The sequence below is a fragment of the Streptomyces sp. NPDC048278 genome (assembly GCF_040652195.1).
Classification (GTDB): domain Bacteria; phylum Actinomycetota; class Actinomycetes; order Streptomycetales; family Streptomycetaceae; genus Streptomyces.
The window spans coordinates 126,972-139,962 of sequence record NZ_JBEZLP010000030.1; the positions used below are offsets into that span (position 1 = coordinate 126,972).

12 protein-coding genes are annotated in these 12,991 nt (G+C 71.8%); 6 read left to right on the forward strand and 6 right to left on the reverse strand.

The window, feature by feature from the left end; translation table 11 throughout:
* Positions 1-243: 243 nt before the first annotated feature.
* Together AB0D74_RS37830 and AB0D74_RS37835 are read left to right on the forward strand one after the other, a co-directional pair.
* Positions 244-2,514, forward strand: coding sequence for a M4 family metallopeptidase (locus AB0D74_RS37830; protein WP_362597110.1), 2,271 nt, complete (start codon positions 244-246; stop codon positions 2,512-2,514).
* 223 nt (positions 2,515-2,737) lie between these two features.
* Entirely contained in the window at positions 2,738-3,937 is a 1,200-nt protein-coding gene (locus tag AB0D74_RS37835; protein WP_362597113.1) for a glycoside hydrolase family 3 N-terminal domain-containing protein, read from the forward strand.
* On the opposite strand, the gene AB0D74_RS37840 is transcribed toward AB0D74_RS37835, so the two are convergent.
* Both AB0D74_RS37840 and AB0D74_RS37845 read right to left on the reverse strand, forming a co-directional pair.
* Positions 3,924-4,811 (reverse strand): DUF2236 domain-containing protein, encoded by an 888-nt coding sequence (locus AB0D74_RS37840; RefSeq protein ID WP_362597116.1) that lies wholly within the window; start codon positions 4,809-4,811, stop codon positions 3,924-3,926. The two genes, AB0D74_RS37835 and AB0D74_RS37840, sit on opposite strands and share 14 nt — an antisense overlap.
* A 143-nt stretch (positions 4,812-4,954) precedes the next feature.
* The gene (locus tag AB0D74_RS37845) at positions 4,955-5,746 is read right to left on the reverse strand and encodes a hypothetical protein (RefSeq protein ID WP_362597119.1); all 792 of its coding nucleotides are present in this window, start codon (positions 5,744-5,746) and stop codon (positions 4,955-4,957) included.
* Positions 5,747-6,045: 299 nt separating this feature from the next.
* Between AB0D74_RS37845 and AB0D74_RS37850 the strand changes: the two genes are divergently transcribed.
* Genes AB0D74_RS37850 through AB0D74_RS37860 form a run of 3 tightly spaced genes read left to right on the forward strand, consistent with a single transcriptional unit; the run spans position 6,046 to position 8,797 of the window.
* Positions 6,046-6,714, forward strand: coding sequence for a DedA family protein (locus tag AB0D74_RS37850; RefSeq protein WP_362597122.1), 669 nt, complete (start codon positions 6,046-6,048; stop codon positions 6,712-6,714).
* A 47-nt stretch (positions 6,715-6,761) separates the two neighbouring features.
* Positions 6,762-7,424, forward strand: coding sequence for a response regulator transcription factor (locus AB0D74_RS37855; protein ID WP_362597125.1), 663 nt, complete (start codon positions 6,762-6,764; stop codon positions 7,422-7,424).
* Entirely contained in the window at positions 7,421-8,797 is a 1,377-nt protein-coding gene (locus tag AB0D74_RS37860) for a HAMP domain-containing sensor histidine kinase (RefSeq protein ID WP_362597127.1), read from the forward strand. The genes AB0D74_RS37855 and AB0D74_RS37860 overlap by 4 nt, the downstream gene beginning before the upstream one ends.
* Before the next feature lie 26 nt (positions 8,798-8,823).
* Here AB0D74_RS37860 and AB0D74_RS37865 read toward each other — a convergent pair whose 3' ends face one another.
* Positions 8,824-9,684, reverse strand: coding sequence for a hypothetical protein (locus tag AB0D74_RS37865; RefSeq protein ID WP_362597130.1), 861 nt, complete (start codon positions 9,682-9,684; stop codon positions 8,824-8,826).
* Positions 9,685-10,004: 320 nt separating this feature from the next.
* On the opposite strand from AB0D74_RS37865, the gene AB0D74_RS37870 reads away from it, so the two are divergent.
* Complete coding sequence (locus tag AB0D74_RS37870) at positions 10,005-10,637, forward strand: TetR/AcrR family transcriptional regulator (RefSeq protein ID WP_362597133.1); 633 nt, start codon at positions 10,005-10,007, stop codon at positions 10,635-10,637.
* Positions 10,638-10,723: 86 nt separating this feature from the next.
* Here the strand turns inward: AB0D74_RS37870 and AB0D74_RS37875 are convergent, their stop codons facing one another.
* The 3 genes from AB0D74_RS37875 to AB0D74_RS37885 form a co-directional block, all read right to left on the reverse strand.
* Positions 10,724-11,086 carry a helix-turn-helix domain-containing protein gene (locus AB0D74_RS37875; RefSeq protein WP_362597136.1) on the reverse strand — a complete coding sequence of 121 codons (363 nt, stop codon included), beginning with the start codon at positions 11,084-11,086 and terminating at the stop codon, positions 10,724-10,726.
* Positions 11,087-11,171: 85 nt separating this feature from the next.
* Positions 11,172-12,569 (reverse strand): dihydrolipoyl dehydrogenase, encoded by a 1,398-nt coding sequence (lpdA, locus tag AB0D74_RS37880; RefSeq protein ID WP_362597142.1) that lies wholly within the window; start codon positions 12,567-12,569, stop codon positions 11,172-11,174.
* A 66-nt stretch (positions 12,570-12,635) separates the two neighbouring features.
* Positions 12,636-12,908 (reverse strand): hypothetical protein, encoded by a 273-nt coding sequence (locus AB0D74_RS37885; protein ID WP_362597145.1) that lies wholly within the window; start codon positions 12,906-12,908, stop codon positions 12,636-12,638.
* Positions 12,909-12,991: the final 83 nt, after the last annotated feature.

Genomic DNA, 12,991 nt, shown 5'->3' on the forward strand with positions numbered 1-12,991 from the left:
TGTTCTGATGCGGTCATGACAGTCGCGACCGCCGGGTGTCAATCTGCTCTCCGAAAGTTCACCGCCTGCTCACAGGTGTCTCACACAACTCCTCCGTCCGTTCCCTGACTTCACCCCGCACGGCAGCGAAGACCTGACCCGCTTCGAGCCGTGCCGCACACCCGCGCCGCCGGACGGCCTCACCAGGCCGACCCGCTCTCCCGGGCCCCACCAGGGCCCGATCACCCCACAGAAGGAGAACGCATGCTCCGGCAGGACCGTCACCACCGTCGCGCCAGACACACCGTGGCCCTGGCGCTGACCGCGGCCAGCGCCATGCTCGTGGCCGGGATCCAGAACGGCACCGCCGTGGCCGCGTCCGGCGGCCACGCCCCCGCGAAGATCCTGGCCACCCCGGACGCCGGCGCGGCCCCCGCCACGCTCTCGCCGGCCAAGCGCACGGCACTGCTGAAGGCCGCCACGACCGGGGCCCGCGACACCGCACGGACCCTCGGCCTCGGCACCGGCGAGAAACTGCTCGTCAAGGACGTCGCCCAGGACGCCGACGGCACGATCCACACCCGCTACGAACGCACCTACGCGGGCCTGCCGGTCCTCGGCGGCGACCTGATCGTGCACGACAGCGCCGGCCGCCTCACGGTGTCACGCGCCACGAAGGCGGCGCTCACGCTCCCGTCCACCAAGGCCAAGGTCTCCGCGGCCACGGCGAAGGCCCACGCGCTCACCACCGCGGCGAAGGCCGGCGCCGAGCGCCCCACGGTGCACGGCAGCCCGCGTCTCGTCGTCTGGGCCGCCGCCGGCAAACCCGCCCTGGCCTGGGAGTCCGTGGTCGGCGGCTTCCAGGACGACGGCACCCCCAACGAACTCCACGTGATCACCGACGCGGACACCGGAAAGCAGCTCTTCCGGTACCAGGGCGTCGAAACCGGCACCGGCACCGGCCAGTTCAACGGGACCGTGCCGCTCAGCACCACGCTCTCCGGTTCGACGTACCAGCTCGTCGACGGCGACCGCGCCGGACACCGCACCTACGACCTGAACCAGGGCACCTCCGGCACCGGCACGCTCTTCACCGACGACAACGATGTCTGGGGCGACGGCACCCCGGCCAACCGGCAGACCGCGGGCGTGGACGTCGCCTTCGGCGCGGCGGCCACCTGGGACTACTACAAGAACGTCTTCGGCCGCAACGGCATCCGCAACGACGGTGTCGCCGCCTACAGCCGCGCCCACTACGGCAACAACTACGTCAACGCCTTCTGGCAGGACAGCTGCTTCTGCATGACGTACGGCGACGGTTCGGGCAACACCCACCCGCTCACCGCGCTCGACGTGGCCGCCCACGAGATGAGCCACGGCGTCACCGCGGCCACCGCGGGCCTCACCTACTCCGGCGAGTCGGGCGGTCTCAACGAGGCCACCTCCGACATCTTCGCCGCCGCCGTGGAGTTCTACGAGAACCTGCCGGCCGACGTCCCGGACTACCTGGTCGGCGAGAAGATAGACATCAACGGCAACGGCACACCGCTGCGTTACATGGACAAGCCGAGCAAGGACGGCGCGTCCAGCGACTACTGGAGCTCCTCGCTGGGCGGACTCGACGTCCACTACTCCTCGGGCCCGGCCAACCACTTCTTCTACCTGCTCTCCGAGGGCAGCGGGGCCAAGACCGTGAACGGGGTCTCCTACGACAGCCCCACCTCCGACGGCCGGCCGGTGACCGGCATCGGCATCGACAACGCCCAGCGCGTCTGGTATCGGGCGCTCACCACCTACATGACGTCGAGCACGAACTACGCGGGCGCCCGCACGGCCACCCTCCAGGCGGCGGCCGACCTGTTCGGCGCGTACAGCCCCTCCTACCTCGCGGTGGCCGACGCCTGGGCGGCGATCAACGTGGGCAGCCGGATCGCGCTGGGCGTCAACATCGCGCCGGTGGCGGACCAGGTCAGCGGCATCGGGCAGGCGGTGTCCCTCCAGACGGACGCCTACACCACCAACTCCGGCTCGGCCCTGACGTACACGGCGACCGGCCTGCCGGACGGTCTGACGATGAGTGACACGGGCCTGATCTCGGGCACCCCGACCACCCTCGGCACCAGCGCCGTCACCGTCACGGTCACCGACGACACCGGCGCGAGCAGCACCGTGAGCTTCGCGTGGGACGTGGCCTACGTCTACGCCAACGCCACCCGCGTCGACATCCCCGACAACAGCACCGCGGTGGAGTCCCCGGTCACGGTCACCGACCGCACCGGGAACGCCTCGGCGACCACCAAGGTCTACGTGAAGATCATCCACACCTACCGGGGTGACCTGACGGTCGACCTGGTCGGCCCGAACGGAACGGTCTACTCGCTGCTGAACCGCAGCGGCGGCTCCGCCGACAACGTCGACCAGACGTTCACCGTCGACGCCTCCGCACAGCCCCTCAGCGGCACCTGGAAGCTCCGGGTCCAGGACCACGCCGCGATCGACGTCGGCTACATCGAGCAGTGGAGGCTCATCCCCTGAGCCTCGGCCTCTCCCGGCCCTGGCCCCGGCCCTGACCGGAGGTAGGGAGCCGTTGTCGCGGGACGCCCTCGCGGCCCGCGACAACGGCTCCGCCCGGGTGCTGACAGCACCCGTTCGGCGTAACGTGTTGTGCGAATGAACCGGTCGCGGGCCATGCGGTCCGATGTCGTCCGTCGGCCCGTTGGTCTCCGTGGCGTGCACCCGCATCAGTCAGGAGCGCATCGTGGGGACACCTGTTCGTCGACGCGCGCGCGGCGGCTCCGCCGTGCGGCGTACCTCTGTTGGACTCGTCACCACCGTGCTCGCCGCCGGTGTGTGCACCGTGCCGGCCGCGGGGGCGACCGACCACCCCGTGTCCGCCGTGTCCGCCGCCAGTTGCGCCGACACGGTCTACGCGAAGATGACCCAGGCCCAGCGCGTGGGCCAGCTGTTCATGGGCGGGGTCAACGCCACCCGCCCGAGCACCGCGGACCTGCAGACGCTGCGCACCTACCATGTCGGGTCCGTGATGCTCACCGGACGCAGCACCGCCGGGACCACCGCGACGAGGAAGGTGGTCGACGCCTTCCGTACGCAGGCCGACTCGGTCGGCGGGCACCGGGTCGGGCTGCTCGTCTCCACCGACCAGGAGGGCGGCCAGGTCCAGGTGCTCAGCGGACCCGGTTTCTCGGTCATCCCCAACGCCCTGACCCAGGGCTCGTGGAGCACGGCAACCCTGCGCAGCCGCGCCGCGACCTGGGCGGGGCAGCTCAAGGCGGCGGGCCTGGACCTCAACCTCGCCCCGGTCGCCGATGTGGTGCCGGCGAGTCTCGGCACCCGCAACGCGCCCATCGGCCGCTACTACCGCGAGTACGGCCACACCCCCGCCGTCGTGACCTCGCACACCGGCGCCTTCGCGGCGGGCTTCAAGTCGGCCAAGGTGATGACCACCTTCAAGCACTTCCCGGGTCTCGGCCAGGTGATCGGCAACACCGACACCACCGCGAACGTCGTCGACTCCGTGACCACCGCCTCCAGTTCGAGCCTCCAGCCGTTCCAGAGCGGGATCAAGGCGGGGGCGCCGTTCGTGATGATCTCGTCGGCGAAGTACACGAAGATCGACTCGAAGCACCTCGCGGCGTTCTCACCGACCGTCATCAACTCGCTGCTGCGCACCAAGTTCGGCTTCAAGGGAGTCGTCATCTCCGACGACCTCGGCCAGGCCGTCGCGGTCCGCGCCTACACCCCGGCGCAGCGGGCGGTGCAGTTCATCGGCGCCGGCGGCGACATGGTCCTCACGGTGAAGGCGTCGACCGTACCGGCGATGGTCCAGGGGGTGCAGGCCCAGATGGCGAAGGACGCCTCCTTCCGCACCAAGGTCGCCGCCTCCGTCCACCGCATCCTCACGGCCAAGGCCAACGCCGGTCGCCTCACCTGTAGTTGAGACCGGCCGACCGGACGCGTGCGGTGCGCCGGACGCGTTCGGGCAGCGGGGTCCGGTAGTCGGGCAGCAGGCGCAGGGCACGGAACGCGGCCTTCAGGAAGAGACGGACGACGCGTTCGCGGCCGGGGCCGAGCCGGCCCATCCGGTGGAGCCGGCAGACCCGGTCGCCGGCCAGGTAGCGGGTCAGGTCCCTGCCGAACGCCCGTAAGGGCGCCGGGAACCAGCGCTCGGCGAAGTAGTCCGTCATCGCGGTCGCCACGGCGTGTCCGGCTTCCGTCGGCTCGTACGGCCGCGCGTCGAACTTCGCGGCGAACTCGGTCATCGCGTCCCAGTCCTCGGGAAAGTACGCGTCGGCGAGGGGTCCGGACTCGCGTTCCAGGAGGCGGAAGAGGGTCTGCGCCCAGCGGTGCCAGGCGGTCTTCATGGGTTCGGCGGTGCCGGGCAGTCCCAGCGAGGTCTGCAGGCGGTCGCCGTAGGTGGCGAGCAGGACGAGGGGGTAGACGAAGTCGTCGGTGTCGTCGAAGTTGCCGGGCAGGTGCGGGGTGGCCCGGGCGACCGCCAGGTGGATGCGGTTGAGCCGGTCGGCGGCGGCGCGCCCCGCCGCGCTGGACAGGCCGTCCACCATCCAGGCCATCAGGAGGCGGTTGGCGTCCTGGTAGCGCCGCTCGGGCCGCGTCGTCAGCTTCGCGGTGTGCGCGAGGGTCGCGGCCGTGGGACCGGGCTGCATCATGCGCATGGTGCCCGGATAGAGCATGGTCGCCAGGGCGAACTCCGGGACCTTGTAGCCGACGTAGAGCGAGATCATCCGCTCCCAGTCGGTCTCCGGATCCAGCCCGGCGAGCTCACGGTCCACCCACTTGTACCCACGGCGCAACGTCCGTTCCCCTCAAGCCGAAGCCACGCGCTCCGCCGCACCGGCAGCGCCGGGACGGCGGCGCGGTGCGGGCGGAGACTCCCCGGGGAGCAAGACGCAGAAAACGCGTGCGCGGCTCCGCCCGGCTGCGGGGGCCGTGTCGCTCAGGCCGATTCGAGACCCGACGTGTCCCGGCGGGAGACGGCCAGGTAGCCGACGAAGCAGACGATGGCGGCCGTCCAGGCGAGGGTCACCGGCGCCAGTCCCAGACCGAGCCCGCCCCGGCCGTGGCCGACGGCCATCCAGTCGGCGAGCGAGGCGCCGAGCGGCCGGGTGATGACGTAGGCCGTCCAGAAGGCGGCCACGGCGTTCAGGGCACGGCCGCGGTGGGCGATCGCGGGGAGGCTGATCGCGACGGCGAAGAGGACCACCGAGCCGAAGTAGCCGAGGCCCGCGGTGGCGGTCAGGTCGCCGGCGGCGGTACCGAGGGCGAAGGTGGCGAGGACGGTCGCCCAGTAGAAGGTCTCCCGCCGGCGGGTGCGGATGCCGTGGATGGACAGCGTCCGCTCGACGGCGTACCAGAGGGCGAAGACCCCGGCCAGCACGACGAGGAAGAACGGGGTGGACAGCGCGTAGGGCACGCCGAGACCGACGTGCAGGACGTCGGCGGCCATCGTGCCGAAGACGCTGACCATGACGACCGCGGTCCAGTACACCCAGGCGATGTACCGGCGGACCGCGAACTGCACGACCAGGGAGACCGCCAGGAGGAGACCGCCGAGGCCGACGGCCGGGATCGGGCCGAGGACCCGGGCCAGCAGGTCCGACGCGGTCTCGCCCATCCCGGTGGTGAGCACCTTGATGATCCAGAAGTAGACGGTGACTTCCGGGACCTTGTTCGCCATGGTGCGCAGGGGAACGCGGGAGCGGTCGTCGAGGAGGTGCTCTGTGGTCATGAGCGGCACGATGACACGCCGCGCACCCGGTGCCACAGATGTCTTTGCCAATGCTTGAGCACCTCTGGTGCATGAGTTTCAGGTCCGCGCGCCGGGCCTGAACGCAACCTGAATGCCACGGGGAACTCCCTGGTCACGGCGGTCGAGCAGGTGGTACGCAGGTGTGTTCGAGTGCGGCTGCCGCGTCCGCGGGCGCTCCGTCGCCCGGCCGCGATCGTCTAGAGTTCCGTACGACGTCTACAAAGTTGTAGTCGTTCAGGTGTTCAGGTGAGACCGTCCGCCGGAAAGGGCCCCCGTTCATGACCACACCGATCGTCGCGGCATCACAGCTGGCCGTGAACGTGCTCGACGCCCATTCGCTGCTGTCGGCCTTCGGCGTGCTGGGCGTCGGGGTGGTGATGTTCGCCGAGACGGGGCTGCTGATCGGGTTCTTCCTGCCGGGCGACTCCCTGCTGTTCACGGCCGGCCTGCTCTGCACCGGCTCGGCGTCGGGGAGCCTGCACCTGTCCCTGGGACCGCTGCTCGTGGCCGCGGCCGTGGGCGCGCTGGCCGGGGCGCAGTTCGGGTACCTGCTCGGCCGGAAGGCGGGCGGGGCCCTGCTGGCGCGCAGCCGCTCCCGGCGGCTGCACGAAGGCGTACAGCGCGCCGAGGACTTCCTCGACCGGTACGGCCACGCGAAGGCGATCGTCCTGGCGCGCTTCGTGCCGGTGGTGCGCACCGTGCTCAACCCGATGGCGGGTGCGCTGGAGGTCCCGGTGCGGACGTTCACCCAGTGGCAGGTCGTCGGCGGCCTCGTGTGGAGTCTCGGCCTCACCCTCGCGGGCTACGCCCTGGGCTCGTCGATCCCGAACGTCGACCGGTACCTGCTGCCGCTGGTGGCGCTGATCGTGGTCGTGTCGCTGATCCCCGTCCTCTCCGAGGTGTACCGGGGCCGGCGCGCCGCCGGGTCCCAGGAGGAACGCGGGTGACCGTCCCGACCCCGGCCGCGGTTCGGCCGTAGCCACGACGGAGGACCATGCGCCACAGGATCCTGGTGGTGGAGGACGACCACGCCCTGCGGGACGTGCTGCGCCGCGGGCTGGCCGACGAGGGCTTCGAGCCCGTGCCCGCCGCCGACGGGGCCACCGCCCTGCGGCTGGCCGGGGACGACATCGGCGCGGTCGTCCTGGACGTCGGGCTGCCGGACGCGGACGGCCGGGACGTGTGCCAGGCGATGCGCGCCAACGGGTTCGCGGCGCCGATCATCTTCCTCACCGCCCGCCACCACCTCACCGACCGCCTCTCCGGGTTCTCCGCGGGCGCCGACGACTACCTCCCCAAGCCGTTCCACCTGGCCGAACTCGCCGCCCGGCTGCGGGCCGCCCTCAAACGGTCCGCGCCGCCGACGGTGGCGACGGCCGGGGACCTGGTCCTGGACGCGACCCGGCACAGCGCGCGCGTCGGCGAGGCCCTGGTCGAGCTGTCCCCGACGGAGTTCCGGCTGCTGGCCACGCTGGTGGCCGCGGGCGGGGGCATCGTGAGCCGCCGGGACCTGGTGCGGGCGGCGTGGCCGGACGGGGCCCAGGTCAGCGACAACACCCTGGACCAGTACCTGAGCCGGCTGCGCCGCAAGCTGCGCGAGACGGGCAGCGGCCTGAGCCTCGGGACGACGCGCGGGATCGGCCACCGGCTGTCATGAAGGGCCCCCTGCTCCGCGTGGCCCCGCGCACGCTGCGCGGTCGGCTCTCGCTCGTGGCGGTGACCACCGCGGCCCTGCTGATGACCGTCCTGACGGTGGCGTTCAACGCCGTCATGGACCGGCACCTTCAGCACCAGGCGGACGCGGAGCTGGGCAACCGCGCGGCGGCCGTCGCCACCACCGTGGACACCAGCGGCTCGCGGGTACGGGTCCTGGAGACCGTCAACGACCGGCTCCTCGACGCCAACGTCTGGATCTACACCGGGGCGCGGCTGCTGGAGAAGCCCCCGTCCGCCGCCGCCGGCGGCACCCTGACCGAGGCCGCCGCCCGGCTCGCCGTACGGGGGAACGGTGTCTGTACGACGGTGGCGGCCGGGAATCCCCGGTCCGTGCGGTTGTGCGCCCACTCCGTGGCCGGGCGCCGGAGCACGGCGACGGTCGTCACCGCCCTGGATCTCGCGCCCTACCGCAACTCGGCGGACGCCGTGCTGCTGGGCTCCCTGGTCCTGGACTCCGTCATGCTGGCGTGCACCTACGTGCTGACCCGTCTCGCCGTCGGGCGGGCGCTGCGTCCGGTGCGCACCATGACGGACCAGGCCACCGAGTGGAGCGCGGCGGGCTCCGACGAGCGCTTCGGCGCCGCCGGCCACCCGGCCGAACTCGCCGGCCTCGGCTCCTCGCTGGACGCGCTGCTGGACCGCATCCGGACCGTGCTGCGGCACGAGCGGCAGCTGACCGGGGAACTCTCCCACGAGCTGCGCACCCCGCTCACCCGGATCATCATCGAGCTGGACTGGTGGCGGGCCCGTCCGCGCTCCGGCGCCGAGACCCGGGCCACCCACGAGGTGATCGCCGAGGCCGCCCAGGCCATGCGCACCATCTGCGACACGCTGCTGGACGACGCCCGTGCGGAGGCGCACACCCCCGGCACGGCCCCCGGCGCCACGCCCGTCGTGCCGGTCCTGCACCGGCTGGTCGACCGGCTCGGGACGCCGGAGCGGGTGAAGGCCGTCGTCGACGCGGCCGGTCCGGAGCCGTCGGCGGGGGTGCGGCCCGCCCTTCTCGAACGCATCGTCAGCCCGCTGCTGGCCAACGCGCTCCGGTACGCGCACTCCACGGTGACCGTGTCCGCGCGTCCGGTGCCCGGCGGGGTGCGGATCAGTGTCACCGACGACGGTCCCGGCGTACCGGAGGCGTTCGTGGGCGACCTCTTCCAACCCGGCCGCCGGGCCGATCCCGGGGACGGGCACGACGGCGCGGGCCTCGGGCTGCCGCTCGCGCGGCGCCTGGCCAGGTCCGTCGGCGGCGAGGTGTCCCACGATCCCGGGTACGCCCCGGGGGCTCGCTTCCTGGCCGACCTGCCCGCCGGATGAGCCGCCGGGCGGCCCGTCGCGGTGACCTAGTGCGTGGCCCCGGAGGAAGTCCGGCGCTCCCGGACCTGCGCGTAGGCCATGAGGCCGAGCAGGACGGCCAGCAGCACGGCCGAGGAACCGGCCGTGCCGAGGTCGAGTCCGCCCTTGGCGGCCGGCTTGGTCAGGAAGTCGCCCGCGGTCGCGCCGAGCGGCCGGGTGAGGACGAACGCGATCCAGAACAGCAGGACGTTGGGGACCGCGGGCACCTTCATCAGCGCGGCCAGGACGACGAGCGCCCCGCTCACCAGCAGCGCGCCGCCCGCGTAGCCGAGGCCGGAGCTGTCGGAGAGGAAGTCGCCCATCGAGGTGCCGAGGGTGTTGGAGACGAGGATCGCCGCCCAGAACAGGGTCTCGCCGCGGAGGCTGACGATCTCCCGGATCCGGAAGGTCATGCCGGTCGCCTTCCAGACCGCGAAGACGGCCAGCAGGATCGAGACCAGGATCGCCGCGCCGACCGGGTAGCCGAGGCCGAGGCCCTGGGGTCCCCAGCCGAGTGACGTGGTGCCGCCCGAGAGGTACTCGGGTCCGGCGTCGCGGTTCATGAAGTCGGACATGGTGGTGCCGGCCATGCTGGTGGACAGGATGACCGTCCAGTAGAAGAACGGGTGGTAGCGGCGGGACCGGAGCTGGGCGGCCAGCGTCACCACGAACAGCAGGAACAGCGCGATCGTGGTGAGGAAGTAACCGAGCTTCAGGGTCTGCGCGAAGAGGTCGCCGGCGGTCTCTCCGAGGGTGGTGGCGGCGATCTTCATGATCCAGAACGCCAGTGTCACCTCCGGGAGTTTCTTCGCCGCCGACATGATCCTGCCCTGCGCCGCGGCGCCGGTGAGGACTTCGGACTGGTCCAAGGTGGGGGGCTCCTGTTCGGTCGTGCCACAGGGCGCGCGCTCCGCGAGCGGTACGAGGGGACGCGCGCCCTGCCGTGAGCGACCACGGAGGGGTGGTCGCTTTGACCGACTTTGACACCATCGTCCTGAACGGATCCTGAACACCTCACGCGTGTCCGGCCGGACCGCGCGCTCCAGGGGCCGCCGCCTCGGCCTGCCGGACGGCCCGGGCGAGGACCGCGAGCGGCAGACGGTTCCTGCTGTAGGGGATGTTCCAATTAGAGTGTTCACCGCAGAGGCGGCCCGCCACCCGGCCGCCGCGATCCCCGAGAGGCGCAGAGATGACCGGGCCGCAGACGGCGCGCAGGAAGCGCGCGAACGGGGTGGAGTCGCGCCAGCGCATCCTGGACGCCACCGTCGAGATCGCCGGCGAGCGCGGCTACGACGGAACCTCCATAGCGGCCGTCAGCGCCAAGTGCGGGCTGCCGGCCAGCTCGATCTACTGGCACTTCAAGGACAAGGACGACCTGATCGCGGCCGTCATCGAGCGCAGCTTCGAGACCTGGCTCAAGGCCGTCGAACTGCCCGGCGGCGACGCGGGCACCCCGCTGGAACGGGTCGCCCTGATGGCGGCGAACGTGGCCAGGTCCCTCCTCGCCGCCCCGGACTTCCTGCGTCTCGGGCTGATGCTCGCGCTGGAGCGCCGCCCCGCCGAGCCCCGTGGCCGTACCGTCTTCCTCCAGGTCCGCGACGTTGCCCACCGGCGCATCGCCGAGATCATCACCGGCCTCTTCCCGGCCCTGGCCGAGGACGACGTGCACACCCTCGCCACCTACGCCGTCGCCGGCGCCGACGGCCTCTTCGTGCACCGCGAGGTCAAGGGCGACTCGGTCGACCTGGTGGCCCTGTTCGAGCTGCACGCCCGGCTCATCCACGACGCGGCGGCCCGGATGGCGGCAGCCGCGGGGCACTGACGGCCGTCACACCGGCGCCCCGCACGCGGGTCCGCCGCCGGAGGCCGACGGGGGACGGCAAGAATTCGAGCGCGATCGAAACAAGGTCACCGGCCGTTCCGGCCCGCACCCGCCTCCGCCCCCAGCGCCGCGGCGGACAGCACCGCGGAGAGCAGCCCGGGGAACCGCAGCTCCATCTCGTCGGTGCGGAGCGTGTTCATCTTCGTGGTCCCGACGTAGTACTGCCGGATCACGCCGGCCTCGCGCAGCACGGCGAAGTGGTGCGTCAGCGTCGAGAGCGAGACGGGTGCGACGAACGTCCCGCAGCTCAGGTCCTCCCCCGTGCGGGCCAGCTGCGACACCACCATGCGCCGCACCGGGTCCACCAGCGCCTCCAGCCCCTGCTGGAGCGAGACCTCGGACAGCTCGGGGTGCTCCACGGTGCGGGCGGCGGTGCGGGGGCGGGCCACGGTGACTCCTCGGGGTGGCTGCTGGGCGGTCACGTCATCGTACGACCGCCGCGACACGCGCAGGAGCGGGTGCGGGCAGGGCCGGTCAGAGGTTGATCATGTGTCCGGCGAGCCCGTGCAGGGCGTCCTGGACCGCCTCGCTCAGCGTCGGGTGGGCGTGCACGTTCCGGGCGAGTTCATGCACCGTGAGGTCCCACTTCTGGGCGAGCGTCAGCTCGGGCAGCAGCTCCGTCACGTCCGGTCCGATCAGGTGACCGCCGATCAGTTCGCCGTACCGCGCGTCGCTGACGAGTTTCACGAACCCGACCGTGTCGCCGAGGCCGTGCGCCTTGGCGTTGGCCGTGAAGGGGAACTTCGCCACCCGTACGTCGAAGCCCTGGGCGCGGGCCTCGGCCTCGGTCCAGCCGAAGCTGGCGATCTGCGGCTGGCAGAACGTCGCGCGCGGGATCATGCGGTAGTCCAGCTCCATGGTCTCCGCGCCGGCGATGCTCTCCGCGGCGACGACGCCCATCGCCTCCGCGGTGTGCGCGAGCATCAGCTTCGCCGTGACGTCGCCGATGGCGTAGATGTGCGGCTGACTGGTACGGCAGTACCCGTCGATGTCGATGGCCCCGCGCTCGGTGAGGCGTACCCCGGTGCTGCTCAGCCCGTAGCCGGCCGTCCGCGGCTGGAAACCGGTGGCCTGGAGTACCTTCTCCGCCTCCAGGACCTGCTCCGTGTCGCCGGAACGGACGGTCACGCGGACGTCGTCCGCGGTCTCCTCGATGGACTGCACCGCGGTGGAGGTCAGGACCTTGATCCCCTGCCGCTTGAAGCGCCTGGTCAGCTCGGCCGAGACCTCCTCGTCCTCCAGCGGGGCGATGCGGTCCAGGAACTCCACCAGCGTGACCTCGACGCCGTAGGAGCGCAGCAGGTAGGCGAACTCGACGCCGATGGCCCCGGCACCCGCGATGACGATGCTGGACGGGAGGGTGTCGGAGAGGATCTGCTCCTCGTAGGTGACGACGCGGCGGCCCAGCGTGGTACCGGGCAGCAGCTTCACGGTCGAGCCGGTCGCGATGATGCAGGAGCGGAAGGAGAGCGTCGTCTCGCCGTCCTGCATGCGTACCTGGAGGGTGTGCGGGTCGAAGAAGGTGCCCTGCCCCTCGAACTGCTCGATGCTGTTCTTGCGCATGAGGTAGCCGACGCCCTTGACGCGCCCGTCGGCCACCACCCGGCTGCGCTCGTAGGCGGCACGGTAGTCCAGGCCCACCTCCCCGCTGATCTTCACGCCGAACTTCTCGGCGTCGTGCAGGATCAGCTGGGCGACCTCGGCGTTGCGCAGCAGCGCCTTCGCCGGGATGCAGCCGATGTTCAGACAGACGCCACCCCAGAAGCGGCCCTCCACGACGGCCGTGCGCAGGCCCAGCTGGGCGGCGCGGATCGCGGCCACGTAGCCGCCCGGCCCGGCTCCCAGGACGACGACGTCGAAGTCGGTCTGCATGGCTCCACCTCACCGTTGTGTCGCGTCGGTCTGCTGACTCCACGGTCGCACGATCAGGTCGTGCGATCAGCCGGTCGGGTAGAGGAGCTCCAGCGGGCCGGAGAGCGCGGCCCGGACCCGGCGGGCCGTCTCGTCGACGAGGACCTCGGGCTCGTCGCGGGCGATCGCGTCCATGGTCTGCGCGGCCACCTCGGCCGCATCCGTCTTCGGCTCGTCGACGCTCGCGGCGGCGTCGGTGTCCACCCAGCCGACGTGCACCCCGACGACCAGCGTCCCCTGCTCCCGCAGGGCGACGCGCAGCGCGTTGGTCACCGACCACTGCGCCGCCTTAGACGCCATTTCATTTGGTGAGTCGGCGGTGACATATGAGGGTCGCGGCGATGGCGGTGAAGGCGAGGAAGTGTTCCGGCTTGCGCTCGTAG